Below are 26,117 nucleotides of genomic sequence, written 5' to 3' on the forward strand. Positions count from 1 at the left end.
AATCTTTTTTAGCGTGCAGAAGCCCGGAATTCACTTGGTGAATTCCGGGCTTCTTTGCGTCTGTACTTAGACGGTGCGAACTACGTTTTCGTAGCCAAAGCGAGCCTTTGGTGCACCGATTTCGTCTTCGGCTGGCTGACCAATGTTGACTACCAAGAAGCTCTTCTGGTCACCTTCTGGGAAGAAGGAAGCGTCGATAGCCGAGAAGTTAGCACCGGTCATTGGACCCACTGCGAAGCCAAGGCTACGTGCGGCCAGCAAGAAGTAGCCTGCCTGCAGGTGAGCGTTGTTGTTGCCGGTAGCGGCGGTGAAGTCAGCGTCTGCGTCGTACATGGCCTTAGGGGCGTTGTAGCCTGGCAGGAAGTTGTCCCACTGTTCGTGCCATGCGGTGTCGTAGCTGAGGATTGCTACCAGTGGAGCTGCCGCGGTCTTGGCCTGGTTACCGTGAGCCATAGCGTCAACCAAGGTGGCGCGTGCTTCAGCCGAACGTACGTAGGTCACGCGAAGTGGCTGGGAGTTGAAGGCGGTTGGGCCGAACTTTGCCAGTTCGTAGATCTCCTGCGCCTGAGCTTCGGTGACTTCACCGGTGAATGCGTTTGCGGTGCGGGCTTCGCCAAAGATGGCGTTGATGGTCGCTGAGTCGACCTGGTTTTCCTGGGATGCAACAGTCATGAGATGACCTTTCGGTTCGGCCCGCGCGCCGGGCATTGGGCCGGTACCGGACAGAGGATCTTGTCTACCGTGCACAACCAGCTGAGCTGATCACTCATTCCGCGAACTATTGTGTTTTGCAACACACCGCTAGGGCCTGGGTCCTACGATTAGGGTAAAACCGGCGTCCGTCCTGAACGAACTAAACGGCGGTGCACTAGCGCGCAGGCAATCGAGCACAGCGCGATAAACACACCGAAGTACGTCACCGCCATTGATTCGCCGCTGAGCTGACCAACCCAGCCAAGCACTAATGCGCCCAGCGCAGTCAGCGCATAACCGAGCACCCAGAAGGCTGAACTGGCGCTGGCTCGATGGCGCAATTCAATCCGCCGCAAAACAATCGATAACCCGACCGGGAACAATGCCCCGTGACTGAAGCCAGCAACCAAAAGGCCCAGCAGATAGATGCCAACACCAAGATGCCCATCGGCTCTCGGTGCCAGCGCGATGAGTACCGTGCCAACGGCCAGCCCAGCAAAACCGAGATGAACTTTCTGGGTCACCAGCTTCCCGCCAATTTTCTGGCCCGCCGTGGTGGCGACAAAAATCAACGAACCAATCAAACCCAATAACCGCAGGTCCGTAATGCCGAAGGCGCGGACCACCAGGATGGATGTCATTGCGGTGCAACCACCCATCACCGCGAAGCCCAGGGTCATCAATCCGCCCACACAGTAATCACGTAACGCGAAGCGAGGCACCAACGGAAGGGTGAGCTTCAGTCGGTTTGAGCGGTGCACCACGCTGTCGGGAATCACGCTTAAGGCAACGATGCATAACCCAGAAAGTACCGCATGAACGCTAAAGGCGATCATCGGAACTGCGGGGAAAAAGTAGGTCAAAAAGGCGGCCAGTGCCGGGCCACTGCCTAGCCCCACCATATTGGCGACGCTGGAAATACTGGCGCCTCGCGCCGAGCTAGAAACCAAGTCGGTCAGATACGCGGTAGCCGTCCCGGTCACCAATCCGGCACAGATTCCGGAGAGGATACGGGCAATAAAAAGCATGGGAACATCGGCGGCCGTGGCATAAAGAATCCCGCTGGCACCCGAGGCGAGCAGCCCAAAAATCATGACCGGTTTGCGGCCTATGGCATCGGATAATGAACCAAAGACACACAGTACGGCGAGCACGACAATGGCATAAATAGCAAAGAGTTGAGTTGAGGCAGCGGTGCTCAGACCGTATTCATCTTGAAGGGTTGGATACAGTGCGGTGGGCATGGTGGTGCCACACATGGCGACAGCATAGGTCACCAAGACCAAAGGTAGGGCCCAACCCCGAGCTCGGCTTGGCAAAACAGGCAAAATCACGCCAATACCTCGCTCTCAAGTTGCCTAACAACATGAGCCTAGATAAGACCTAATGTCCTGTCAATGTTTTCACTATTGTTGCTGATTAAACCGAGCTAGGTCAGCGGCGCCGATCAGGCCTGCTGCGGGGCCCAATTCGGCTTGTTTGATCTTTGCAAAGGGACGGTATCCCCTACCGGAAAGCGAACGGCGGTAGGTTTCTTCGGCCGTGGCGACCAGCTGCTTAGAGGCAGTGCCCAAGCCACCACCGATGACAATAGTTCCCGGATCCAACACGGAAGCTAGGTTGGAAATACCCAAACCAAGCCATTCACCCATATCCGTAATCAGGTCACTGCAGGCAGGATCACCTTCCGCCGCAAGACGCGTCACCGCGGCGCCGGTGACGGCCTCCGGGTTATCCCCCACCGCTTCGCGCAGGCGGAAAGCCACCGGCGACTTGCTGCGCACCAGCTCGGCCCCTTCGCGGCCCAGCGCGTTGCCTGAAGCGTACTGTTCCCAGCATCCTCGGTTACCGCAAGCGCAACGATGACCACCGGGAACTATCACCTGATGGCCAAATTCGCCGGCAATGCCAGACTTACCTCGGTGGATTTGACCGCCAAGGATCACCGCACCGCCGATGCCGGTTCCCAGCGTCAGGCAAACCATGTCGCTTTCGCCGCGGCCAGCACCAAAACGGTGCTCGGCCCAGCCAGCTGCATCGGCATCGTTAACGAGAGTGATCTCGTGGCCCACTAATTGCATCAGGCGGTCGCGCACTGGTTCGTTGCGCCACGACAGGTGCGGGCTAAAGAGTACGTTTTGTCCCTTGCGGTCCATCCATCCGGCAGCGCCGATGCCTACTGGCAACCCTTCGTTACCTTCGGAGAGCTCCCGAATGACCTCGGCCAGGGCACGCTCAATGCCGGCTACGTCATGGTTAGGGGTCTCACGATAGATCTGACCGGAGACAGTTCCTTCTTCATCCACGAGGGCTGCAAGAATTTTGGTGCCACCGATGTCTACGCCGATGGAAAGATTTGCTGGACTCACAATTTTCCAGCTTAGACCCTCTAGCGATATCCGGGGATCAAATGTGCTGTGCTCAACTGCTCACACGCACCGGCGCGGTGCTGGCGCGTTTGATGAATCGGGTTGGAACGATGGAGGTTCCCGGCTTCTGCTCGCCGGTGCGTAGCTGTTCCAAAATCGCTGCCACACTGCGCCGACCCACCTCGGCAAAGTCTTGATGAATGGTGGTGAGTGGAGGTGAGTAGGCGGGGGTATCTGCCTAGTCATCAAACCCGACCACACTCAGATCCTCGGTTCGGCAGAGGCTCCAGGCGCCAAGGGAATCTTGGACGGCCGGGAAGTTGCGGTATTTGAACTATCCCGCAATAACTAACTGCGGAACCACAAAGGTCATGCGAGGTGCCCCCTTTCGGGGGCACCTCGCATGACCACTTTAATCACCAGCTAGGTGATGATTTACGCTCGGGATTGTGAGGCCCGGTGGGCGCTCTGAACCATCTCTTCGAGGCTATGGCGCATCTGCCAGTCCAAGTCACGAGCGGCCAACTGTCCGTCAGCAACAATTCGCGCCGGATCGCCCGGGCGGCGTGCTTCTTCTATTGCGGTGAATTGAATACCGGTCACCTTGGCCACCGCGTTCATAATTTCTCGCACGGAAACACCGTCGCCAGAGCCCAGGTTGTAGACCGGCTCCAGTTTGGTGCCGGCTTCCAACTTCTTCGCAGCCTCAACGTGCGCCAACGCCAAATCGGCCACGTGCACGTAGTCGCGCACGCAGGTGCCGTCCGCGGTCTCGTAGTCGGTACCGAAGATCTTCGGTGTCTTGGATTCATTGAGAGCTTTGAATACCAGCGGGAACAAGTTGTGCGGGCTGGCGTCGTACAGCCCTTCGCTGCCCGAACCCACCACGTTGAAGTAACGCAGCGAGGTGTGCTTCAGCCCCGTCGCCACGGCCTGATCACGAATCAGCCATTCACCAATGAGCTTGCTTTGACCATAAGGAGATTCCGGGAAGGTTCCGGTGTCCTCGGTGACCAGCTCAACCGATGGGGTGCCATACACAGCCGCAGATGAAGAGAAAACGATATTCTGCACCCGCGCGTTTTCCATAGCCCGAAGTAGGTTGGCGGTGCCGGTGACGTTTTGTTCAAAAGTCAGCAACGGATTTTTTACCGATTCGCCCGCGTACTTGTAACCGGCCAAGTGGATCACGCCGGTGATGTCATGGCGCTTCATAATTTCGGTGAGCTTTTCGGTATCCAGCACATTGACCGAATAAAAAGGTAGCTCGTTGGCAACAAATCCGCGGACACCGCTGGACATGGAATCAACAATGACCGGGTTCATTGAAGCCTGCTCCAATGAACGCACTACATGCGATCCGATGTATCCAGCTCCGCCGGTAACTAACCAACTCATGCGCGGCCCGCTCCTTGATCTGCAACAACAGTGAAAATATTCGGGGCTTTAAAGCCGGCCTGGGCAAATACTTCCAGGACCGCTTGGCTAACCGCTTCGATCTGCTCCCGATGGATCAGTGCAATGGAACTTCCACCAAAACCGCCACCGGTCATCCGCGCACCAATTGCCCCGGCTGCTAGTGATGCTTCAACGGCAGTATCTAGCTCTTCGCAGGAAATCTCGTAGTCATCACGCATCGAAACGTGTGATTGGTACAAAAGCTTGCCAACGGCCTGCAGATCCCCGGCTTCCAGCGCCTGCACGGTGTCCAACACTCGCTGATTTTCGGTGACAATATGCTTTGCTCGTCGACGAACCAGCTCATCTTCAATGACCTGTAGCTCATCAACAGTTCCCACATCACGCAGTGAAGGGACCCGCAAGATCTCAGCTGCTTGTTCACAACTACGTCGACGTGCGGCATAACCACCATCTACATGTGAATGCTCCACACGGGTATCGATGACCAATACCACCGCGTCGTTCTGTGCCAGTGGCAACGGTACCGCGCGAGATTCCATGGATCGGCAATCGAGGAACAAGGCATTCTCAGCACGAGACATCAACGAAGCACTTTGGTCCATGATGCCGGTCGGAGCGCCAACAAATTCGTTTTCGGCCCGCTGCGTTAGTTGAGCCATCTGAGTGTGTGAAAGCCCCAGATCATACAGATCTTTCAGTGCCACGATGGTGCTGACTTCCAAAGCGTGTGAGGACGATAGCCCTGAACCCACTGGCACATCGGAATCCACCAGCAGTTCAAAGCCAGAGATCTCAACGTCGTCCAACTGGTTTAGTGCCCACACCACAGCGGTTGGATAGGCGGCCCAGCCAGAAACGGACTGAGGTGTCAGCCCATCAAGTGGCACGCTGGTGACCTTGGGATCTTCATCCGCACCGTAGGTTGACGCCAGGTTCAGTTCGTTCGCCGAGTGCTCAAACTGTGCCTTGCGGCGGATTGCTACCAACGCATTTTTATCAATGGCAAAAGGAAGCACGTAGCCCAGGTTGTAGTCGGTGTGCTCACCGATCAGATTTACCCGACCTGGCGCACGCCAGATACCTTCCGGGTGGCGTCCGTAAAGCTTCAAGAACTTCTGACGCAGGTTTTCGATTCGCCCTGCTGTTTCGTGGATTTCGCTGTTGCTCAAAGCGACACCTCTCGCAATCTTGCTGCCGTCTGTTCTGGCGTAATGTCATTGATAAATGCACCCATGGCGGCCTCAGAGCCGGCCAAGAACTTCAGCTTGTCCGCAGCACGTCGTGGGCTGGTCAGCTGTAGGTGCAATCGGGTGGCAGCCCGGTCTGCTTCGTTAATCGGTGCCTGGTGCCAGGCGGCAATGTACGGGGTAGGCGTGTCATAGAGACCATCAAAACGACGCAAGAGATCTCGATACATGATCGCTAGTTCGTCTTTTTCTTCCTTATTCAACGCCGCAAAGTCTGGAACATGGCGGTGCGGAACTAGATGCGCTTCCAACGGCCAGCGTGCTGCATAGGGAACAAACACAGTGAAGTGTTCCCCACGAGCAACAATTCGCGATCCATCCTCGATTTCAGATTCAAGGATCTGTCCCAGCAACGTCTTTTGCGTCTGTGCGTAGTATTCGCGTGCTTGTTCAGCGATCTTTTTTGCCGTCGGGGTCACGTAAGGATAAGCGTAAATCTGGCCATGTGGATGGTGCAGGGTTACGCCAATATCCTGGCCGCGATTTTCAAAGATGAAGACCTGTTCAATGCCTTCCATCGCTGAAAGCTCACGAGTTCGATGAGCCCAAGCATCCACCACGGTGCGTGCCCGATCATCGGTCAGCGAGCCAAAAGAACCGGCATGGTCGGAGGTGAATACAACCACTTCGCAACGCCCCACAGCGCTCAGTGGTTGTTCAGGCAACGATCCGTCAGCTGCAGGTGCTGGCACCTGGCCAAGAGCAGGGCCCAGGGATGGGAAGCGGTTTTCGAAGACCACTACATCAAATTCCTCGGCGGGAATCTCGCTGTGTCGCGCCCCGACGCTGGGGCACAGTGGGCACTGGTCCTTAGGAGGAAGGTAGGTGCGTGACTGGCGGTGAGCCGCCACGGCCACCCAGTCTCCGGTCAAACGGTCAAAACGTAGCCCTCCGGGCTCGCCGCGCGGATCTAGTTCACGGTTGTCGTTGATTTGTTGCGGGAGTGTGCTGCCGGGATCTGCAAAAAACACTGACTCGCGTCCGTCAGCTAAGCGATGACTTATCCAATGTTCAGCGAGCGTCTCGGACTCGATGTTTTTGACTACCATCAGGCTTTCTCCAGTCTCAGATCATGAATGTGCTCGGTAATGGCGTCCACATCCGCAGGGGATAAAGCGTCATCGGTGATGAGGGTGTCGATGGCAGCAAGTTCAGCAATACGGTAAAGACCTTTGGTCCCCCATTTGCTGTGATCAGCCAACAACACATTGCTGTTACTGCGTTCAAGGAAGAGTCGGTTGACTTCAACTTCCATCATGTTTGGTGTGCTCAGACCATCTTCAACACTGAAACCATGGACGCCCATGAAGCAGCGGTCCACGTGCAAGGAAGAAATTGCTGCGGTGGCAAGCGGGCCGACCAATGCATCCGAAACGGTTCTCATGCCGCCGGTGAGCAGTACGGTCTGACCTTCTACTGGAGCGTCTTGAAGAATGTCCGCGATCCTTGGCGAATTAGTCACCACGGTGATGCGCGGAATTTGGCGCAGCGCGCGGGCTAGGGCGAAGGTCGTGGTTCCGGAAGTCAGTGAGACTGACATTCCTGGTTCAACCAGTTTGGCCGCTGCCGAAGCGATGGCAGCTTTCTCCGGTAGTTGCAGCTGCGATTTGCTTTGGAACCCGGGTTCATCCGCTGATGAGTCCTGTTGTAATTCGGCGCCGCCGTGAACCTTATGAAGCTCTCCGTCCTTGACCAACTGGTTCAAGTCACGGCGAACTGTCATGTCGGATACGCCAAATTCAGCAGCGAGGTCCGCAACTTTTGCTGCGCCCGCGGCGCGCACGCGCTCAAGAATTTGTTGGCGACGACGGCCAGGCAGGCTCTCACTCACGGGGGCTCCATTCTTCCTCGCCGCACAGCGACGGTGTTGATTCTTCTTCATAATCTAAACACAAACATGTTTATTTCAACAGTCTTGTTGTTTGCTTATGTTCATTCTACTATGATCTAAAGCACACGACCTGACAACGTTGCCCGTATCGGCATTCAAAGAGGAACGCACATGATTCATCATGAAGAACAGCTAAACATTGACGCACAGTGCCTTGTTCACTTGAACAGCGGCGACGTGTCAGTGCTCATCGACCTTGGTGGGCAACAGCTACCTTCCATCGTCCACTGGGGCGCCACCTTAGGGAAGCTCACTTCCCAGCAGGCGATCACCCTGGCCACCGCCAACACCAACCACGTCACTTCCAACAACCAGGATCTGCCGGTACGCACCGACATCTTGGGATCCCCGCACGCTGGCTGGTCCGGACGCCCAGGACTAAGCGGAACCCGTGCAGGCAAAGACTGGTCACCGAAGTTCACGGTGACCTCCGCAGTTCTGCACAACACCGACGCCCAAGAGATCACCGTCAACGGTGAACTAACTAGCGCAGCGGCCGCCACACTTCAGATCCTCGCCGCCGACACCGAAAGCGACCTGGAGCTTGGTGTAGACCTCGAACTCACCGCACAGGGTGTGTTCCGAGCTCGCGGAACACTGCGTAATACCGCAGCCACCGCTTACCAGGTTCACGAGTTTGGCCTGCTACTGCCACTGCCAAGCAACGCCAGCCAGATCCTCGACTTTGCAGGACACTGGGGCAAAGAACGCGTCCCACAGCGCCGCGAACTGACCGTAGGTACTCACCTGCGCGAAAACCGTAAGGGCCGCACCGGTGCAGACGCTAGCTACGTGCTCAACGTTGGCGAACCCGGCTTCAACTTTGCCACCGGCGAACTCTGGGGCCTTCACCTCGGCTACTCGGGCAACCAGCGCGTCTGGGCCGAAAAACTCTACGACGGCAACCGTGCCTTGGGCGCCAGCGAACTGCTGATGCCCGGAGAAATTGAGCTGGGACAGGGCAAAACCGTAGACACCCCGTGGATCTACGGCGTCTACGGCAACGGTCTGGATGATCAGGCTCACCGTCTGCACAGCTGGTTGCGCGCCCGCCCCACTCACCCACAGCGCCCACGTCCGGTAACCCTGAATGTCTGGGAAGCGGTGTACTTCAACCACGACCTGGCCAAACTTAAATTGCTGGCTGATCGCGCCGCCGACCTTGGTGTTGAACGCTATGTGCTTGATGATGGCTGGTTCGGCTCGCGCCGCGATGACACGTCAGGTCTGGGCGACTGGACCGTATCACCAGAGGTTTGGCCACAGGGCCTGAATCCGTTGATTGATCACGTTACTTCCCTGGGCATGGAATTTGGTCTGTGGTTTGAACCTGAAATGGTCAACGTTGATTCCGAGGTTGCCCGCGCGCATCCGGAGTGGATCATGGCTCCAAGTCAGCGACTGCCTATTGAAAGCCGCCATCAGCAGGTGTTGAACCTGGCCATTGATGGGGCCTACGAACACGTCCGTGATCAGATGCTTGCGGTACTCGAAGCCCACAGCATCGCCTACATCAAGTGGGATCACAACCGTGACCTGCTTGAAGCCGGCAACCAGCTGACCGGTAAAGCATCGGTGCATGCGCAGACTCAGGCGGCCTACCGCCTGATGGCTGAGCTCAAGGAACGATTCCCAGAATTGGAAATCGAATCTTGCTCCTCCGGTGGAGCCCGTGTTGATCTGGGCGTACTGGAACACACCGACCGTGTTTGGGCTTCGGATGATATTGACCCATTTGAGCGCCAGCAGATGCACCGTTGGACCCAGCAGCTGATCCCAGCTGAACTCATGGGTTCACACGTTGCCTCCGGCGCTTCGCACACCACCCACCGCAATCACTCCTTGCACTACCGCGCAGGTACTGCGTTCTGGGGACATATGGGCATCGAGTGGGACCTGACCGAAGCCGATCCAGAGGACATGAAGGAACTTCGTGCCTGGATCGAATCCCACAAGGAACACCGCGAGCTACTACACACCGGTCGCATGGTGCGCGTGGACCAGTTCGATTCTTCTTTGGACATCCACGGAGTGGTAAGCCAAGACGGCACCGAGGCACTTTTCGCCGTGGTCAGTCTGGCACTAGCGGACACCGACCCTATCGGAAAGTTCAGATTTGCTGGACTAGATAACTCGCTGGATTACCAGATCCGCGATGTCACCCCTGGGTTCCCGGCGAGCGCCGAGTACCAGTCTCGCCATCCACAATCGACTCACCGTGAACTGAATATGCGTTTGCCCGCATGGTGGCCCGTTGCTGAGCCAGTCACCCTCAGTGGCGCTGGACTGCAAAAAGCAGGAGTCTTCAGTCCTTGGCTCAACCCCGAATCGCTGCGCATCTTGCACCTGCGCGCAACCAGCACTAAGGAAACCAAATGAGTTCCGCAGCCCCCTACCGCTCGCTGAGCCAGGCCAAACGAAGCCGTCGCTCACGCCAAGACCTTCGTCTGGCAATCATCTTCTTAACTCCGGCGGCCATTGGTTTTTTGGTTTTCCTCGTCTGGCCAACCCTGCGCGGTATCTGGTTGAGCTTCACCTCGTACAACTTGCTCACTCCGGCTGAGTTTGTCGGGTTCGCTAACTACGAGCGCATGTTTGGTGATCCGGTATTTTGGCAGTCCATGAAGGTCACCATTGAGTACGTGGTGATAAACATTGGACTGCAGACTGCGGTAGCGCTGATCATTGCGTTGCTGATGCACCGACTGACCCAGTCCACGCTATTGCGTGGAATCGTGCTGATGCCTTACCTGGTCTCCAACGTGGTTACGGCCATCGTATTCCTGTGGATCTTGGATGTTCAGTTTGGTGTGGCCAACCAAATCCTTGAGTGGATTGGTGTGGAGAAGATCGGTTTCCTTTCGAGTGAAACGTGGGCTATTCCCACCATCGCGCTGATCAACGTGTGGCGTCACGTCGGTTACACGGCACTACTGATTTTTGCTGGTTTGCAGATGCTGCCCAACGATGTTTTTGAAGCAGCCAAACTAGATGGCGCGGGCGAATTCCGTTCCTTCTTCTCCATCACCATGCCGCTACTGCGTCCGATTCTTGCCCTCGTGTTGATCATGACGGTCATCGGTTCCTTCCAGGTCTTTGACACGGTCGCGGTGACCACCGGCGGTGGACCAGCCAACGCCACCAACGTTCTGCAGCTCTACATCTACGACGTAGCTTTTGGCCGCTTCCAGTTCGGTTACGCCTCAGCAATGTCAGTAGCGCTGCTAGTGGTACTGGGCATCATCACCTTCATCCAATTCCGTTTGACCCGTGCCGGGTCTAGCGACATGAACTAACGGCGGTCCACCATGACAACTACAGCAGCTCATCGGGCAACAAAGACCACGGCACCGGAACCTATCAAGGTTGGCCGACGTGTATCCCCAGGACGCATCGTGGCCTGGGTGGTAATGATTCTGGTTATTATCGTTACCTTGTTCCCGTTCTACTGGATGCTCCGCACGGCACTGTCCACCAACCAGGGCCTGCAAGCCAACCCGGCTTCGTGGCTACCACCAGAATTCACTTTTGGTGCATTTGAACGTGTTTTGGGGCTGCAGAGCACCGAACAGGCCATCGCTGAAGGCGGTTCGGGTACGCAGCTAGACTTCTGGCGTTACCTGCTCAACTCGGTGTTTGTTTCTACCCTGATCACCGTTTGCCAGCTAACTTTCTCAGCCATGGCAGCCTTCGCGTTTTCGCGTTTGACCTGGCCGGGACGAGACAAGGTATTTGCAATCTTCATCGGTGGACTGATGGTCCCTTCGATTTTCACCCTGTTGCCAAACTTCGTCTTGATCAAGCAGCTCGGTTTGATCGATAACCTGGTGGGCATTGCCTTGCCTACGATGTTCATGACGCCCTTTGCGGTATTTTTCTTCCGCCAGTTCTTCTTGAACGTGCCTAAGGAAATCGAAGAAGCGGCATTGATTGATGGGGTGTCCAAGGTAGGAATCTTCTTCCGCATTGTGCTTCCAATGTCCAGCTCACCGTTGGCCACCTTGGGAATCCTGACCTACATCACCTCGTGGAACGACTACTTCTGGCCGTTGATGGTTTCCTACACTGACTCCTCGCGAGTGCTCACCGTGGCTTTGGGTGTCTTCCGTTCCCAGTCCCCTCAATCGGGAACTGACTGGGCTGGGCTCATGGCAGCAACACTCATTGCAGCGTTGCCCATGATTCTGCTCTTCGGTGTCTTCGCCAAGCGCATCGTAAACTCCATCGGCTTCAGCGGCATCAAATAGGAGAACCCAATGAAATCCACTGAACTTCGCTCCTCACAGCGCGCCCGGAGAATCACCGCCGTACTCGCTACCACTGCACTGGCTTTAACTGGTTGTGCAGGCAACGGTGAAAACGCTCAGTCCTCCAACACCATCGATTACTGGATGTGGGACACCAGCCAGCTTCCGGCATACCAGAAATGCGCCAGCGGCTTTGAAAAAGACAATCCAGAGCTGAAGGTGAACATCACCCAGTACGGTTGGGACGACTACTGGAGCAAGCTCACCGCAAGCTTCATTGCCGGCACCGGGCCAGATGTTTTCACCAACCACGTATCGCAATACCCACAGTTCGTTTCGCTAGATGTTCTGGCACCACTGGATGATTTCAAAGACATCCAGGGTGTAGATCAAGATGCGTTCCAAGACGGGCTCAAAGATTTGTGGACCGGTGAAGATGGCAAACAGTACGGAATGCCTAAGGACTGGGACACCATCGCGGTGTACTACAACCAGAAAATCTTCGAGGACGCAGGGGTTAAACCCGAAGAGGTTTCCAACTCGCAGTGGGCCCCAACCGACGGCGGTAGTTTCGAAAAGGTCGTCGCTCACCTGACGGTTGATGCCAACGGAATCCGTGGCGATGAACCTGGGTTCGACAAGAACAAGGTCAAAATTTATGGCCTAGGACTGTCCAACGCCGGTGGCGATAACGCGGGTCAAAGCCAGTGGGCAGGCTACGCTGCTTCCAACGGCTGGCAGGCCACCAACCAGCCGCTGTGGGGAACCCACTACAACTACGATGATCCCAAAGTTCATGAAACTTTGGACTGGTACTTTGGACTCACCGACAAGGGCTTCATGCCACATTACGGTCAGTTCAACTCCGCCGATGGTGTCATCGGTCAGGTCACTTCCGGTTCAGTCGCCATGGTGACAGATGGAGCCTGGATGAACGCGTCCTACGCAGCCAGCGAAAGCAAGATTGGTGCAACGCGTTTGCCAAAGGGTCCGGATGGAACCAGCAAGTCCGCCATTAACGGACTGGCCGACTCGGTAGTCAAGAGCAGTGACAACCCTGAAGCGTCCGCGCGTTGGGTTGCTTACCTGGCCAGCGAGAAGTGCCAAAGCGTGGTCGCCAAGGCGGGCGTGGTCTTCCCAGCACGTCGTGACGCCACGGATATCACTTCAAAGATCTACGCGGAAAAGGGTCTGGATCCGGAAGCTTTCACCGGTCCAGTGAAGGAAGGCAATACGTTCTACCTTCCGGTCACTGACCACGGAGCCGACGTCACCTCGTTGATCATTCCAGCATTGGAAGATCTATGGGCCAACCGCAAGCCGGCGTCCACCTTGGATAAAACCAATGACGCCATAAATAACGTGTTCACCAACTAGCCACGTTTACCTTGCACATAGATGTAGCCGACAGCCTTAGGCTGTCGGCTATATCTATTTTCAGCGGTGCACTGATTTCCCGTTTTTAGTGCCCTGAACCAGCTTGGTTCAGCTTGGGAAGTGGCATCTGGATTTCTCCGGTTTGAATCTTTTGATAATCGTCCGGAGTGACCACAGGAATTTCGTACCCTTCCTTATCAATCAGCTTTCCGTCTTCAAAATGGTCTCCGTCAATCAGACCGCAAACTTCGTCTTGTTTGACCATGCGAGGAGGGGCCGCCGAGAAGACCGAAGCGTTCTTGGTATTGCCGAAAGTGAATTCATTGAACAGCAGATTGAGCAACACGGCCATGATGGCCGCGGAGGAAATGCCGGAGTGGAAGATCGTCTCAAACCAGGTGGGGAAACCTGAGTAAAAATCGGTCTTGACGATCGGGATGCAGCCAAAGGCGATCGATGTGGCCACGATAACCAAGTTCATGCCGTCGTACTTGACCTTAGAGAGCGTACGAATTCCGGATGCCGCCACGGTGCCAAAGAGTACGATTCCCGCACCACCCAAGACCGGGGTTGGAATGGCTGCAACAACGCGTCCTAGGACAGGAAGCAGGCCAAGCACCATCAAGATGCCGCCGCCTGTAGCCACAACAAAGCGGCTGGTAATTCCCGTGATGGCCACCAGGCCAACGTTTTGCGCAAACGCCGACTGGGTGAAGGTATTAAATATCGGGGCAATCGCGGAGGAGGCCATATCGGCACGCAGTCCATTGGCGATTCGCTTTGAATCAACCTTTGTCCCAGCAATTTCACCTACAGCAAGAACGTCAGCCGTAGTCTCCGTGAGGATCACCAGCACCACGATGGTCATGGAGATAATGCCGCCAATTTCAAATACCGGCATTCCGAAAGCGAAGGGACGAGGGAAAGCAAAGAAAGCGCCCTGGCCTACCTTGGAAAAATCGGTCATGCCAAGCAAAGCGGCAACCACGGTTCCAATCACGATGGCCAGCAGAATCGACATGCGTGAGATCGCAGCGTTGCCCACCTTGGAGAGCAGCAGTACTACCAGAAGCGTGATGGCGGCCAAGCCAATATTGCCAAGCGATCCGTAGTTTTCGGCCTTTGCGTCTCCGCCCATGGCCCAGTTAGCGGCAACCGGGGTGAGCGAGATTCCGATCATCGTGATGACTACGCCGGTGACAACCGGCGGGAAGAAACGGATAATTCGCGCGAAAAATGGGGCAACCAACAACCCAATTAGTGCTGCGACAAGAACTGCGCCGAAGGCTGCTGGCAGTCCCCCGCCACCGTTCACAATGGCCACCAAGGTAGCCACCGAGGCGAACGAGGTGCCTTGCACCAAAGGTAACTGAGCTCCGAAGAATGGAATGCCGATGGTTTGCAGCAAGGTGGCGATGCCACCAACAAACAGACAGCAAGCGACGAGCAAGCCGATATCTTCTGGTGAGACTCCAGCTGCGTTGCCGATGATCAGTGGCGGAGCAATAATTCCTCCGTACATGGTCAAGACATGCTGTAAGCCGTAGGCCAGACTTTTCCCAACCGAAAGTTTTGTGTCCTCGGGTCTTATGGCTTTGATAGATTCATCAGGTGTAGCGCTCAAGGCTGACCTCCTACGTCAGTTGCTGCCAAGGGTGTGCCAGTGTGTCCGCACCGGCACACCCTCAACGCTGTTCGTTTAGATAAAAGCCGGGATATTGGCCCAGATTGGGTGATTAGCCTCGGTGTCTTCACGGGTAATGGTCGCTTCGATCAGACCGTAGGGACGATCCGCCGCGAAGAAGACCTCGTTGGGGTTGTCCTGTCCGAAGACGTCCAAGTCCACGAGGAAGTGGTGCTTGTTGGGCAAGGACATCTTGATTTCGGCAATTTCAGGATGCGCTTCAAGAACGGCCTGTCCCATCTGGAACATCGTTTGCTGCAATGCGTAGGAGTGAGTCTGCGCAAACTGGGTCAGCAACAGGTTACGCACCGAGGCATAAAGAGAATCAAAGTCGATTCCCTCAGCGATAGCCTGATCGGTGTAACGCCAGCGAGCGGTCACATCGGTAGCCAGGATGCGGTCGGTGGTTTCCTTCAGAGTTGTGTACTTGTCCCGTGGGAAACCGTGGAATTCGCTGCCGGTGGACTTGAGTACCGTGAGATCTTCAAGACCAGAGACGATGGACTTTTTGCCTTGAGCATCAATTTCCAGCACTGCGGTGCGGACCTCGGACTTGTTCTGCGAGAAGGCATGGTCGTGATCGTTGATGCGGTCCCAAGAGAACTGCTGTGCTGCCCAGCGACCGCCGGTGAGCCATTCAAATTCACCGGTGAAGTGTTCGCCCAACTTCACCAAGAATTCCTCTACGGCGCCCACGCCATTGCGGGCTAGTCCGTAGACAGTGTTTTTCTGCGTGTCGGTGGCGACAACTCGTGAATTGTCTCCGTCTTGGTGTGCTGCGCTGAAGTCGCCGTGTAGCTGGCTGGTGACGTTTAAATCCTGGATCTGGTGGCGTTCGGTGTCGCGGGTGATTTTGACCAGGCGTACTTCGGCCTTGCCGTACTGGTTGGATCCGAGCACGATCTTGGTCTGGGTTGGGGCGGTGGTTTCGGTAGTCATTTCTCTAACTCCCTCGGTATGTGGAATAGGCAAACGGGCTGATAAGAAGGGGTACGTGGTAGTGCTCATCGACGTTGTTTACGAAAAAATCGATGCTTACCGCGGGGAAGAAGCTTTCCGTTCCCTGCTTCCCGAAGTAGTCGCCGGTTTCAAAAGAAATCCGGTAGCGACCGGCTTCAACCTTTGTCGGTCCGAGATTCTTGATACGGCCATCCGCATCGGTCAATCCCGTTCCGATTTCTTGCCAGCCGGATGCCGTTTTGGCTTCCAGCGTGGCCTTAACACCGGAGGCAGGCCTCCCGGTCCCGGTGTTGAGTATGTGGGTGGTGATGTGGCTGCGTTCTGCACTGTCATCTGCCATGGTCATCTCCTAGTCGTTGGAGGGAATTAGTTGGTAATGAGGTCTTTGAGCCGAAGGACGGCTATTTCGCGCAATTGTCGGGCAAATTCGGCAGCTTCTGTTTTTTCATCGTTGCTCAGCCGGCGTTCGCACTCGGCCAGGATCTCTTCGGTGCTGCGTCCTGCTGCACGGATGAGGAAAACGCGGTCAAAACGCTGTTCATAGTTTTGGTTGGCCGCTTTCAGGCGCGAGGTGGCATCACCATCTAGGCTCAGTGAAGCCTGCTCGCCACGAGACATCTCGGCTTCCTTGCTTTGACCCTGCGCCCGTTCGCCGATGCGCGGGTGCTGCGCCAGGGCAGTATCAAGTTCTTGGGGATCAAAAGGAGCAATGCCATCTAGGGCATAGGAAGTCAGTTCGTCCCTGTTTGCAAAAGGACGGGCAGCAATCAGCTCATGGATCCAACGGTCCACATCAACGCAGGGCCGTAAAAGAGTTTCGGCTTGGGCTGCGGATAGTTCGTTGAACGCGTCGAGGTGCATTGGGTGATCAGCTCATTTCATCGGTCGACATTCCACGGACCTTGGCTGAACACCCTTACCACCGAAAAAACTGCTTTCGGCTTCGACTCGATGCTGGTTTCGTGGAACCTTGTGGCTCAACTGTAAGCCAACTCACGCAGTGCGCGTCAAGGGAATGCACCAGAAATTTACATGACTGTATTTGTTAAATACTTTTCACAGGACGGCCAAAACTACTGACTCGTAGCTCTTGCCAAGGACCCAGAGTGGCTCACATACTGGTTTCACTAGATAAAAGATAATTTTCACAATACGAAAATTTGAGAGCGAGGGAGAGTCTCATGACCACCATCGACCCGACAAAAAATAATTTTCAGACGCGGGAAAATGATTCATCTGGCAGCACGGATGCTATGCGGACCGGATTGTTTCAGCCGATCGAAGGTCTGGACCCAGACATCGCGCGACAGCCAAAGATCTCCCAAACCACACCCTCTGCATGGACCAAGCTCTTTGGTGCAAACACAGAGCACTAAGGGTCACGGCGAGCGCCAAAGCGCAGCCCACGGAACCCTGGTTCCGCCGAGGCCTCGTCAGGAAATTAGCGTCGCGTAAAGTCCATGAAGTCTGCCGGCGAGGTGCTTGGTGCCGCCATCATTCCCACCACGGAATCGACCAAGAAGTAGCCCACCGATTCCCAGGTGCCGATCGCTTCACCCTCGTTGACCGAGCCTTCATATTCGGCGCAGAGTCCCAACAGCATTGGGCCTAGGATCTTGGCGCGGGCGCTGATAACAATCTCAGGAATGCCCTCTAATTCTTCGGGCAGCTGCCTCTTCACGTCACTTCCCCGGAGGTCCTCATCAACCAAGCCGGCCAGCATTTCGCGCAGGTCCGGGCGAAACAACGCCTGAAATAGGAATTTTGCTCGCCATGAGGGTTTAGGCAGTGCATCAAAAGAAAAGACCAGCGGAAGCGTGTACAGCGTGACTAATTCACGCAGATTCATCGTTGACGCATCCGAGCTCAACGGCAATTCAGTGCGGATGGCCCGAACGTCATCCATCGCACGGCCAACCATCGCAGCTAAGAGATCGTCTCGACTCCCAAAGTGATACTTGATGGCCGAGTGGTTCGCCGTGCCGGCATGTTCGGTGATTTTGCGGTTAGAAACCGCATCGATTCCGTGCAACGCAAAAAGCTCTTCTGCCGCATCTAGCAGTACTTCTCGCGCCTTGTCGCTATGTCGACTCACGGAATATTTCCCTTCAAAGCTGGTACGTCCAGTGATCTTAATGGTGATCTATGGCGCTTCCAATGTCATTTTTACGCCACGTGGCGTAAAGTCGTTGATGTACTTCATCTAAAGCCAGTTGTTCCACCAAAGCAACTCGGACTGTCTAGACTTCAGGAGCCAGAGCAATTGAGCACTGCACCCACCGATCCACACAGCACGCCGCCTTCTCGGCGCAAAGCAAAACTGGAACCACACGAAACCTCTGAACAAGAGATCGCCGCCAAGCGGGCCAAGGCTGAAAAGATCGGGCGGACAGTTGCCGTCTTCATCATGCCATTGATGATCGTGGGCATGATGATTTGGGGCTACCTAGGTGCCATGCACCATCAAGAAGCCAAGAACATGCCTGTTGCAATCACCGCATCAAGTTCAACAGCCGCAGAGAAATTTGCTGAGTCACTTAAAGAGACTGACGGCGATGCGGTGGACATCAAGATTCTCGACACCGCATTAGAAGCGCGAACACAGGTCACAGACCGTGAGGTCACGGCAGCCGTGGTGCTCGATGATCAATCCGCTACGCTGTACACGGCCAGCAGTGCAGGTGTTTCCAGCTCCTCGGCAATCACCGCAATGCTCACCCCGGCTCTTGTCGAAGAGGGTTTCACGGTCAACAGCCAAGACCTTGCACCACTTCCTGAAAATGACTCCATGGGTATGGGCGCCATGCTCCTGTCCACAGCAATGATCACTGCCGGGTACATGCCATGGTCTTTGGCTTTCTCCAACTCTCCGGAATTGCTCAAACGCCGCCGCGCACTGCCACTGTTGGCCGGCTGGTCACTTCTGCTCTCAGGTTTGGGCATCTTGATTGGCGGACCAATTTTAGGCGTCGTTCCAGCAGCAAGCATCGTCCCGGTCTGGGGCACGCTGGCCTTGGGCGTCTTTGCCGTCGGTTCCTCGCAGGTTCTTCTGACCCGCATCTTTGGTGCTATGGCCGTAATCCCAGGCATGTTCCTGTTCATGGTGCTCGGTCAGCCGGCCTCCAATATGGGCATGTCCGTATATACGTTGCCCAAAATCTTCCCGTTCTTGCACCAGTTCCTACCGATGCCTGCTCTGGGTGAGGCCATGCGATCGGTACTGTACTTTGATGGCAACGGGGCCGCGAAATATCTGTTGATTCTCATCGCTGGCGCGGTGGCAGCTATCTCGCTGACCACACTGATCGACTTCCTGAGGACTCGCAAAGGCAAGAGCGCTACCCCTACCCAGATTAATGTCGCCTCCCTTCACGGGGGACCTCGCCCGCAGAACCGGGCATGGCGCTACATCGCTCTGGGCGCAGTACCTTTCACCATGATCGCCATCATGCTTTCGGCAATGCTGGGCGCCATGCAGGAACCAACTCCACGCCACATGCCAGTAGCCCTGGTCGGTTCCACAACACAACAGGCACAGCAGATGGCCGATTCCTTGAATGAATCCATGGAGGGAAAGTTCGACTTCACCATCGTGGATGATGCAGCTGAGGCCAAATCCATGGTTGAGTCTCAGGACCTCACCGGCGCCTTTATTCTGCCAAGTCAGGATGATCCGCAGGCAACCATCTATACCGCGCAGGCCTCAGGCAATGCCGCCTCGCAGGTAGTAGTCCAGGTCTTCACCCAGATCGGTCAGTCCCAAGATATGGCCGTGGATCATCAGGAGCTCGCTCCGCTTCCGGAGCACGACAACATGGGCACCGTGGCCATGTATCTGGGCATGGGATGGGTGATGGCAGGCTTCATGGTCATCATGGTTGGCTCCACCGCTGCACCGCATACACGTCCGCTACCAAAACTCATCCCACTGCTGGCCGTGTACTCAGCCTTCATGTCTGTCGTGGTGTATCTGATTGCCGGACCGTTCACCAACTCGGTTGATGGACACTTCTGGAAGTTGTTCAGCGTCGGCATGCTCGCCATCTTTGCCGTGGCGATGCTAACTACGGTATTCAACCGTCTGATCGGAATGCTCTGTCTGCTGCCAACAATGCTGATCGTGATGTTCCTCGGCGTGCCAGCGTCCAACGGCGCACTGTCGATCTATATGGAACCTCGCATGTTCAACATCCTGCATGACATCCTTCCGATGCCAGCGGCCGTTGAATCTATTCGATCAATTCTGTACTTCGATGCAGAAGGCCTCGGTGCACATTTGATCACCCTGGCCATCTGGGCCCTGGTGTGCCTGGCGCTGACCTTGGTGATCGACCAGCTTAAGGTCGTGCAAACAACCAGCCACCCCATCCCTGAAGAGGAACTAGCGGCCCTTCAGGGACGGGCGTTGGAAGCGAAGGCAACGCAGGCTGCGCAGAGCGCGGATCAAATTGATGCCGAAGCCCAGCACCTGATCGATGATCAGAAAGAGACGGTTACGGTGTAGCCGTACCAACGATTCAAAACACCGCGGGGCCGTTGACAATCGGCCCCGCGGTGTCCTTTTTTGAAATTAGCTGCGCCAGCACCGAGTGCTTGAGGTCCAGTATCTTCCTGCGTCTTCACCGCAAGGTCGCCAAAGTTTGAGCACACACGCCGGTTCCTCAACTGGGCATTACGGCTAGGTCTTCCTAGGATGGGAGCACGCACGCTCATCACCATTGATGGAACCAGGCAAGGAGAAATGATGGCGCAGTCACCTCACTCAAACGGGCAGGGTCGCACGATCGTGATCACTGGAGCAGGTTCAGGCATTGGCCGCGCCACCGCACGACTGCTCTTATCCCAAGGCTGGAATGTTGCCCTTGCCGGGCGCACCAAGGCCACCTTGGAAGAAACAGCACAGTCCCAGCCCTCGGCCTTGATCCATCCCACCGACGTCACCGATCCGAGTGCGGTGGACAAGCTTTTTGCCGCGACCCATCAACGCTTTGGATCAGTAGACGTGCTGTTTAATAACGCGGGGGTGTTTGGGCCAGCGGTATCCATTGACGAATTGACCCCAGAACAGTGGGATCAGGTATGCCAGATCAATCTCACCGGTGCCATCAACGCGGCCCGTAGCGCCTTCGCACATTTTAAAGCGCACGCCGGTGGCCGCATCATCAATAATGGGTCCATTTCCGCTCAGGTTCCACGCGTCAATTCGGTGGCCTATACGGTGACCAAACACGGGATCGCCGGGCTGACCAAGTCGCTAGAACTAGATGGACGCCCCTACCGGATCCGCGCCACACAAATCGATATTGGTAATACCGCCAGTGACTTACTTGATGATTTTGGTGCCAACGATGGTGCCCTGCAACCCAGTGGACAGCGAATTGTAGAGCCGTCCTTCCCTTTGGAAGAAGCCGCCGAGGCCATTGCCTACATTGCCGGAATTCCTTTGGGAACTTCTATCAATCAGTTCACGATTACCGCCGGTGGCATGCCGTATATCGGACGAGGCTAGGCGAACCCCCATGCGCGTAGAGATTCCAACAACCTGTGGCAATGTACCGCGCCACCAGATCACCACCGAAGTGCTCAGCGCGGTTTACCGCAAGGATTTGTCTGTCCTTGAGCAATGGTGTTCGAAGGACATCCAGTGGGATATCGCGGGCAGACCCTCCATGCACGGTCTGGAAGCAGTCCGGCAGTGGATTCTCGCAGGCCCAACGACCGACACTCTGCAATTTTTCAGTGTGTTGACCCACGGTTCAGAGGCAAGCGCAGATGGACAGAGCTGTAGCAACCAGCAGTCAGTGACCCATTTCAGCCACGTCATCAAGTTCGCTTCTGCTGGTAAGGCCGCAAAAATCACCGCGGTCCGCAGCTATTTTGTTGAACAGCCAGGAGGTGAACGCGAGGTTTAGAAGTACTCTGCCAGTAGCGCTTCAAGCTTACCGAGGGCCGAATTCCAAGCCTTGGTGCTTGTTTCCACGACTTCATAGGGTATCGGCCCCTGGGTCAGGGAAAGCATGGTCTGGCCGGCGAACTCTTTGAACTCAATGCGTGTTTCGATGATCAGGTCCAAGGTCATTTCATGTGGACCATCGGCACTGACCAGACATTCATATTCATCAAAGGTCGTCAGTACTGCCTTGAGTGGAACCTTTGAGTCCGGGTTGTCGACCTGCACCATTTCCAGTTCATGACGACCGCCAACTTTGGCTTCAAAAATGACAGAATCTTCATTGACTGCCCAGCCGTAAGGACCCCACCATTGAGCGATGATTTCGGGTTCTACAAAAGCTGCCCAGACGGCAGTTTTCGGTGCAGAAAACTGTCGGGCGATAACCAGTTCAGTCAACGATTCCATGTACTCAATGGTATCGCTAGTGTTGCGCTCGTTCATGCCCACGGGGGCTCAAATCCTACCTACAGCACGTGGCATTGATCATGAGCTCTGAACCAACTACTGCTGGGGCCGACGGCGTGATTCCAGACGGCTGACCGTGTACAGCGTCTGCTCATCGGGCTGGGTTCCGGCAGCGTCATGCGCAGCCTTAACTCTCATGGCTCGATCCCACTTGATGCGCTCGCGAGGGCTGGCTTCTATGCGGCGTTCCGCCGGGCCAAAGATGCTCAAACCCAAGTACTTCAAGCGCCAGAGAACGCGGTAACCGATACTCAAGCCAGTGGTATCGGCGATGATAGGCAACGGAGATTCATCCATGCTCTTAGTCCTCTGCAGTATCCGTGGGATTTAGTTCTTCTTTTCCAAGCATACTGCATTAGTTGGTGCACCAACTAAATTCGTGGCTACGCTTTTGGAGCGCTACCGCCAGCAACTATCAGGCGGTCCAGGATGCCCCTCAACTCAAGAACATCTTTCTCGGACAACTGGAGTCGAGACATCATTTCTAGCGGAACTTTCAGTGCCTCTTTACGCAAATCAGCGCCTTTTTTGGTGGGCTGGATGATGACCGACCGTTCATCCTGCGGATTTTTAGTCTTGTCTACCAACCCGGCAGCTTCCAAGCGCTTGACCAGAGGGGAAAGAGTACCCGGATCTAGGTGCAACTGATCGCTCAGTTCGCGGGCGCTGAGTGCTCCAGAATCCCACAGTGCCAGCATCACCAGGTACTGAGGGTGGGTCAGGCCCAACGGATCCAACACTGGCTTATAGGCAGAGATCACCGAGCGAGAAGCGACCGCCAAACCGAAGCACACCTGCTTTTCCAGCTTGAGAAGATCATCTTCCGGAAGAATAGCGCTGTCCACGTTGTTGCAAACTCCTTGAATGGGGGCAATACCGGTGATTCGATCGTACCGCCCGGAGCGCGGGTTGCTTGTGGCCAAAGCCCCTCGCAGTGAATAACCTTGGCTCATGAGCAACCTCGATCAAAGCCCAGAAGAAATCGACTGCAGCAACGCCCTATCCCCTGCTGAAGTTGAAATCTTGACACCTCGCGAAGTCCCTCTGGGTGGGCCTCGGGCAATGACCGTCTTCCGCACCCTGCCGCAAAAACAGCGTAGCCTCATCGGAGCCTGGTGCTTTCTGGACCACTACGGTCCAGATGATGTCCAAGTTACCGGTGGAATGAACGTACCTCGCCATCCGCACACCGGACTTCAAACAGTCTCGTGGTTGTTCACCGGTGAAATCAACCATCTAGATTCAGCTGGTTTTAAGGCAACGGTACGTCCCGGAGAACTCAACCTGATGACCGCCGGGCGCGGCATCAGCCACTCCGAAATTCTCACCGAGGACACCGCCACCCTGCACGGTACTCAGTTATGGGTTGCCTTGCCGGAACAGGCCAGGAACATGGACCCTACTTTTGAGAACTACCGGCCTGAGCCATTGCTCGGTCAAGGCTGGAGCCTGTCAGTCTTCCTGGGCAGCTACGAAATTTCCGGACAGCACTCGGCCTCCCCGGTAACAACTCACACCGAGCTGGGCGGCGCCGAACTACGTTTGGAGCCGAACGCCGAAATCGAGGTTCTGGTCCCGGAGCATTTTGAGCACGGAATTCTTTTAGACTCGGGTTCCTTGCAGGTCAACGGGCACCCATTGGCCCCGCGTGACCTCGGCTTTGTCCGGGCCGGTTGTAAAACCTTGCGCCTGGTTTCAGGCGATGAACCGGTATTAGCCTTGCTCATCGGCGGGGAGCCGTTGAATGAAGACATCTTGATGTGGTGGAACTTCGTGGGACGCACCCACGAGGAAGTCCTCGCATTCCGTGCTCAGTGGCAAGCAGAAATTGGCGCAGAACCAGCAGACACCTCAGAGGACCGCTTTGGCCCCTTCCCGCCGAATACTCCAGCAGCACTACCGGCCCCAGCCCTACCTACCGTTCGCCTGCGCCCGCGGGTAAACCCTGCCTAAATCAAAGGACACCACCCATGAGTGAGATCAAACCAGTATTCCTGCCCGAGCGTCGCCGCTTCGCCCTGGATGATGACGGCAAGCTGATCGGCGAGGCGCACTACCGCGACTTTGAAGGATCCGACGGCGTTGAGCGAATCTTCTTCCACACCACCGTGGATGAAGAATACGGTGGACAGGGACTAGCTAGCGTGATGGTGAAATACGCCTTGGAGAACACCATTGCCAGTGGCGCTAAGATCGTAGCGGTCTGCCCCTACGTCAAGGCTTATGTGGCCAAGCACAGCGACTACGACGCGCATCTGGTTGAGCCTACAAAAGCCCACCTGGAAATTTTGCCGCGCGATTAGTAGTCAACCGCGGTGGCGGTCCCCTTGGTGCGCCCAGAAATAATGATCAAGATCAGGATCAGCAGCAAACTAAAGCTGAAGACCGAGATGAATCCCGTGCCGATAGCTGCCATCGCAAAGATCACGCCGCCAATCGCCGTGGCACCGGCATTGCCAAGGGAGTCTGCCACGGACATCGCCGAGGAGTTAAACCCTTGCTCGTCCTTGGCTGACAGTGCCAACATATTGACGTTTTGCCGCGGAAAAATCATCCCCATACCAAAACCTCCCACGGCCCAACCGCACACCAACACGATTACCGGCGGGTGGAAGATTGCGGTGGCCAGGGCGGTGGCTATGGCCACAGCGCCCGCCACTGCCCCGAGGGTAATGCAGGTTGAGGCTTGGATCCTCTCCCCCAGCTTGCCTTGCAACCACGAACCTACCGACCAGAACAAAGCCGAAGCCGTCAAAATCAGCCCCGCTTTATCCGGGGCAAGCTGGTAGTCCTGACGCAACAGGTAGGGAAGATAGACCTCCACACCAAAGAAGGCACCGGTGACAAAGATCCGGGTCATGATGGTGGCTGGCAAACCGCGCCGCAAGGTGAAGGTACCGACGGGCAACAACGGGCGAATCGCCACAAGTGCCACCACCAGAGCCAACGCCAATCCGGCCAGTGACCAGCTACTGCGCGAATTTCCTAACAGGTTCATGGAGATCACCGCCAGACCGGTGAGACCTGCCAAACCAAGGCGCTTCATCGAGATCGGGCCAAGCTCTTCGTTACGTACGGATCCCAGGGTTCTGAGCACGGGAATGATCCCGCAGAAAGCTACAACCACCAAAACGGCGACACCAGAAAAGACCCAGCGCCAGCCCAGATGCACCGCCATCAGACCGGCCAGCCACGGACCAATCATCGCCGGCAGCACCCAAGCGGTAGCAAACAACGCAAAGATCTTAGAGTGCAAGTGTCCGGGATAGGCGCGTGCAATCAGCACGTAAATGGCGACGGTAATGGCGCCACCACCAATGCCCTGCAGGATGCGACCTGCAATAAGCACCTGCATGTTCGCCGCCGAACCGCAGACTACCAAGCCCACACAGAAGATCGCGACACTGAACAGCAGGGGAAACTTTGGTCCCCAGCGGTCGGTAATCTCGCCAGCTGCGACCATGCCCAGCATGCCACTGGCAATCGGAGCGGCAAAAGCCAACGCAAAATAGCGTTGCCCGTGCAGTAGTTCGCTGACCAACGGCATGACGGTGGTAACCGCCATAGATTCAAAGGCAACAAGGAACACCAAAATAAACATGCCAACGGTGGTGGCAAGATACTGCGGTGCGTAGATCGATTCTGTAGTGGGCCCAGACAGGCGGGGACTACGGTTTGAAGGCATAGTCCAATCTTGCCAGCTTGTGGTTAGCCACCTAGCACGTGCAAGGCGAAGGCGGAGAGGAAACCGCCAGTAACCAACAACCCGGTGTAGTCATGCTCAACGGAATAGGCTTCAGGGATCATCG

26 protein-coding genes and 1 pseudogene are annotated in these 26,117 nt (G+C 55.9%); 10 read left to right on the forward strand and 17 right to left on the reverse strand.

Features of this window, described 5'->3' with window-relative positions:
- Positions 1-66: 66 nt before the first annotated feature.
- From AC1Z3F_RS13510 to AC1Z3F_RS13545, 8 genes and pseudogenes are all read right to left on the reverse strand, one after another.
- Positions 67-672, reverse strand: coding sequence for a malonic semialdehyde reductase (locus AC1Z3F_RS13510; protein ID WP_483566044.1), 606 nt, complete (start codon positions 670-672; stop codon positions 67-69).
- 149 nt (positions 673-821) lie between these two features.
- On the reverse strand, positions 822-2,027 hold the full coding sequence (locus AC1Z3F_RS13515) for an MFS transporter (protein WP_483566045.1): 1,206 nt from the start codon (positions 2,025-2,027) through the stop codon (positions 822-824).
- 72 nt (positions 2,028-2,099) lie between these two features.
- Positions 2,100-3,062 carry an ROK family protein gene (locus AC1Z3F_RS13520; protein WP_483566046.1) on the reverse strand — a complete coding sequence of 321 codons (963 nt, stop codon included), beginning with the start codon at positions 3,060-3,062 and terminating at the stop codon, positions 2,100-2,102.
- 52 nt (positions 3,063-3,114) lie between these two features.
- Positions 3,115-3,273, reverse strand: a pseudogene (locus tag AC1Z3F_RS13525) (substrate-binding domain-containing protein); the annotation flags it as partial.
- A 224-nt stretch (positions 3,274-3,497) separates the two neighbouring features.
- Complete coding sequence (gene galE, locus AC1Z3F_RS13530) at positions 3,498-4,460, reverse strand: UDP-glucose 4-epimerase GalE (RefSeq protein WP_262198983.1); 963 nt, start codon at positions 4,458-4,460, stop codon at positions 3,498-3,500.
- Positions 4,457-5,653: a galactokinase gene (gene galK / locus AC1Z3F_RS13535; protein WP_483566047.1), complete on the reverse strand. Its 1,197-nt coding sequence runs from the start codon at positions 5,651-5,653 to the stop codon at positions 4,457-4,459. Before galK ends, galE begins: the two co-directional genes overlap by 4 nt.
- Complete coding sequence (gene galT / locus AC1Z3F_RS13540; protein WP_483566048.1) at positions 5,650-6,780, reverse strand: galactose-1-phosphate uridylyltransferase; 1,131 nt, start codon at positions 6,778-6,780, stop codon at positions 5,650-5,652. The genes galK and galT overlap by 4 nt, the downstream gene beginning before the upstream one ends.
- Complete coding sequence (locus AC1Z3F_RS13545; RefSeq protein ID WP_483566049.1) at positions 6,780-7,562, reverse strand: DeoR/GlpR family DNA-binding transcription regulator; 783 nt, start codon at positions 7,560-7,562, stop codon at positions 6,780-6,782. The genes galT and AC1Z3F_RS13545 overlap by 1 nt, the downstream gene beginning before the upstream one ends.
- A 171-nt stretch (positions 7,563-7,733) precedes the next feature.
- Between AC1Z3F_RS13545 and AC1Z3F_RS13550 the strand changes: the two genes are divergently transcribed.
- Genes AC1Z3F_RS13550 through AC1Z3F_RS13565 form a run of 4 tightly spaced genes read left to right on the forward strand, consistent with a single transcriptional unit; the run spans position 7,734 to position 13,246 of the window.
- Positions 7,734-10,001, forward strand: a complete 2,268-nt coding sequence (locus tag AC1Z3F_RS13550; RefSeq protein ID WP_483566050.1) for an alpha-galactosidase — start codon at positions 7,734-7,736, stop codon at positions 9,999-10,001.
- Positions 9,998-10,918 (forward strand): carbohydrate ABC transporter permease, encoded by a 921-nt coding sequence (locus tag AC1Z3F_RS13555; RefSeq protein WP_483566051.1) that lies wholly within the window; start codon positions 9,998-10,000, stop codon positions 10,916-10,918. Before AC1Z3F_RS13550 ends, AC1Z3F_RS13555 begins: the two co-directional genes overlap by 4 nt.
- 12 nt (positions 10,919-10,930) lie before the next feature.
- Positions 10,931-11,869 carry a carbohydrate ABC transporter permease gene (locus AC1Z3F_RS13560; RefSeq protein ID WP_131089579.1) on the forward strand — a complete coding sequence of 313 codons (939 nt, stop codon included), beginning with the start codon at positions 10,931-10,933 and terminating at the stop codon, positions 11,867-11,869.
- Between the two features lie 9 nt (positions 11,870-11,878).
- Positions 11,879-13,246 (forward strand): ABC transporter substrate-binding protein, encoded by a 1,368-nt coding sequence (locus AC1Z3F_RS13565; RefSeq protein ID WP_483566052.1) that lies wholly within the window; start codon positions 11,879-11,881, stop codon positions 13,244-13,246.
- An 85-nt stretch (positions 13,247-13,331) separates the two neighbouring features.
- On the opposite strand, the gene AC1Z3F_RS13570 is transcribed toward AC1Z3F_RS13565, so the two are convergent.
- From AC1Z3F_RS13570 to uraD, 4 genes are all read right to left on the reverse strand, one after another.
- Positions 13,332-14,870 (reverse strand): nucleobase:cation symporter-2 family protein, encoded by a 1,539-nt coding sequence (locus AC1Z3F_RS13570; RefSeq protein ID WP_483566053.1) that lies wholly within the window; start codon positions 14,868-14,870, stop codon positions 13,332-13,334.
- Between the two features lie 75 nt (positions 14,871-14,945).
- Entirely contained in the window at positions 14,946-15,869 is a 924-nt protein-coding gene (gene pucL / locus AC1Z3F_RS13575; protein ID WP_483566054.1) for a factor-independent urate hydroxylase, read from the reverse strand.
- 4 nt (positions 15,870-15,873) lie between these two features.
- The gene (gene uraH / locus AC1Z3F_RS13580; RefSeq protein ID WP_483566055.1) at positions 15,874-16,230 is read right to left on the reverse strand and encodes a hydroxyisourate hydrolase; all 357 of its coding nucleotides are present in this window, start codon (positions 16,228-16,230) and stop codon (positions 15,874-15,876) included.
- A gap of 26 nt (positions 16,231-16,256) precedes the next feature.
- Complete coding sequence (uraD, locus tag AC1Z3F_RS13585) at positions 16,257-16,751, reverse strand: 2-oxo-4-hydroxy-4-carboxy-5-ureidoimidazoline decarboxylase (RefSeq protein WP_483566056.1); 495 nt, start codon at positions 16,749-16,751, stop codon at positions 16,257-16,259.
- 320 nt (positions 16,752-17,071) lie between these two features.
- Here uraD and AC1Z3F_RS13590 point away from each other — a divergent pair, with 320 nt between their 5' ends.
- Positions 17,072-17,266 (forward strand): hypothetical protein, encoded by a 195-nt coding sequence (locus AC1Z3F_RS13590; protein ID WP_483566057.1) that lies wholly within the window; start codon positions 17,072-17,074, stop codon positions 17,264-17,266.
- Between the two features lie 65 nt (positions 17,267-17,331).
- Here AC1Z3F_RS13590 and AC1Z3F_RS13595 read toward each other — a convergent pair whose 3' ends face one another.
- On the reverse strand, positions 17,332-17,985 hold the full coding sequence (locus AC1Z3F_RS13595) for a TetR/AcrR family transcriptional regulator (RefSeq protein ID WP_483566058.1): 654 nt from the start codon (positions 17,983-17,985) through the stop codon (positions 17,332-17,334).
- A 168-nt stretch (positions 17,986-18,153) separates the two neighbouring features.
- Between AC1Z3F_RS13595 and AC1Z3F_RS13600 the strand changes: the two genes are divergently transcribed.
- The 3 genes from AC1Z3F_RS13600 to AC1Z3F_RS13610 all read left to right on the forward strand — a co-directional run bounded on the left by AC1Z3F_RS13600 (position 18,154) and on the right by AC1Z3F_RS13610 (position 21,802).
- On the forward strand, positions 18,154-20,394 hold the full coding sequence (locus AC1Z3F_RS13600; protein ID WP_483566059.1) for an ABC transporter permease: 2,241 nt from the start codon (positions 18,154-18,156) through the stop codon (positions 20,392-20,394).
- 237 nt (positions 20,395-20,631) lie between these two features.
- Positions 20,632-21,399, forward strand: coding sequence for an SDR family oxidoreductase (locus tag AC1Z3F_RS13605; RefSeq protein WP_483566970.1), 768 nt, complete (start codon positions 20,632-20,634; stop codon positions 21,397-21,399).
- Positions 21,400-21,409: 10 nt separating this feature from the next.
- The gene (locus AC1Z3F_RS13610) at positions 21,410-21,802 is read left to right on the forward strand and encodes a nuclear transport factor 2-like protein (protein ID WP_483566060.1); all 393 of its coding nucleotides are present in this window, start codon (positions 21,410-21,412) and stop codon (positions 21,800-21,802) included.
- On the opposite strand, the gene AC1Z3F_RS13615 is transcribed toward AC1Z3F_RS13610, so the two are convergent.
- The 3 genes from AC1Z3F_RS13615 to AC1Z3F_RS13625 form a co-directional block, all read right to left on the reverse strand.
- Positions 21,799-22,284, reverse strand: coding sequence for an SRPBCC family protein (locus tag AC1Z3F_RS13615; protein ID WP_483566061.1), 486 nt, complete (start codon positions 22,282-22,284; stop codon positions 21,799-21,801). The genes AC1Z3F_RS13610 and AC1Z3F_RS13615 overlap by 4 nt on opposite strands.
- 60 nt (positions 22,285-22,344) lie before the next feature.
- Positions 22,345-22,605, reverse strand: coding sequence for a hypothetical protein (locus AC1Z3F_RS13620; RefSeq protein ID WP_483566062.1), 261 nt, complete (start codon positions 22,603-22,605; stop codon positions 22,345-22,347).
- Positions 22,606-22,691: 86 nt separating this feature from the next.
- On the reverse strand, positions 22,692-23,261 hold the full coding sequence (locus AC1Z3F_RS13625; RefSeq protein WP_483566063.1) for a MarR family winged helix-turn-helix transcriptional regulator: 570 nt from the start codon (positions 23,259-23,261) through the stop codon (positions 22,692-22,694).
- Between AC1Z3F_RS13625 and AC1Z3F_RS13630 the strand changes: the two genes are divergently transcribed.
- Positions 23,260-24,261 carry a pirin family protein gene (locus tag AC1Z3F_RS13630; RefSeq protein ID WP_483566064.1) on the forward strand — a complete coding sequence of 334 codons (1,002 nt, stop codon included), beginning with the start codon at positions 23,260-23,262 and terminating at the stop codon, positions 24,259-24,261. The two genes, AC1Z3F_RS13625 and AC1Z3F_RS13630, sit on opposite strands and share 2 nt — an antisense overlap.
- A gap of 17 nt (positions 24,262-24,278) precedes the next feature.
- A complete protein-coding gene (locus AC1Z3F_RS13635; protein ID WP_483566065.1) occupies positions 24,279-24,611 on the forward strand; it encodes a GNAT family N-acetyltransferase in 333 nt (110 codons plus the stop codon).
- Here AC1Z3F_RS13635 and AC1Z3F_RS13640 read toward each other — a convergent pair.
- Positions 24,608-25,993, reverse strand: a complete 1,386-nt coding sequence (locus AC1Z3F_RS13640) for an MFS transporter (RefSeq protein WP_483566066.1) — start codon at positions 25,991-25,993, stop codon at positions 24,608-24,610. The two genes, AC1Z3F_RS13635 and AC1Z3F_RS13640, sit on opposite strands and share 4 nt — an antisense overlap.
- Positions 25,994-26,117 lie beyond the last annotated feature (124 nt).

This window comes from Glutamicibacter sp. MOO4, from assembly GCF_056934395.1.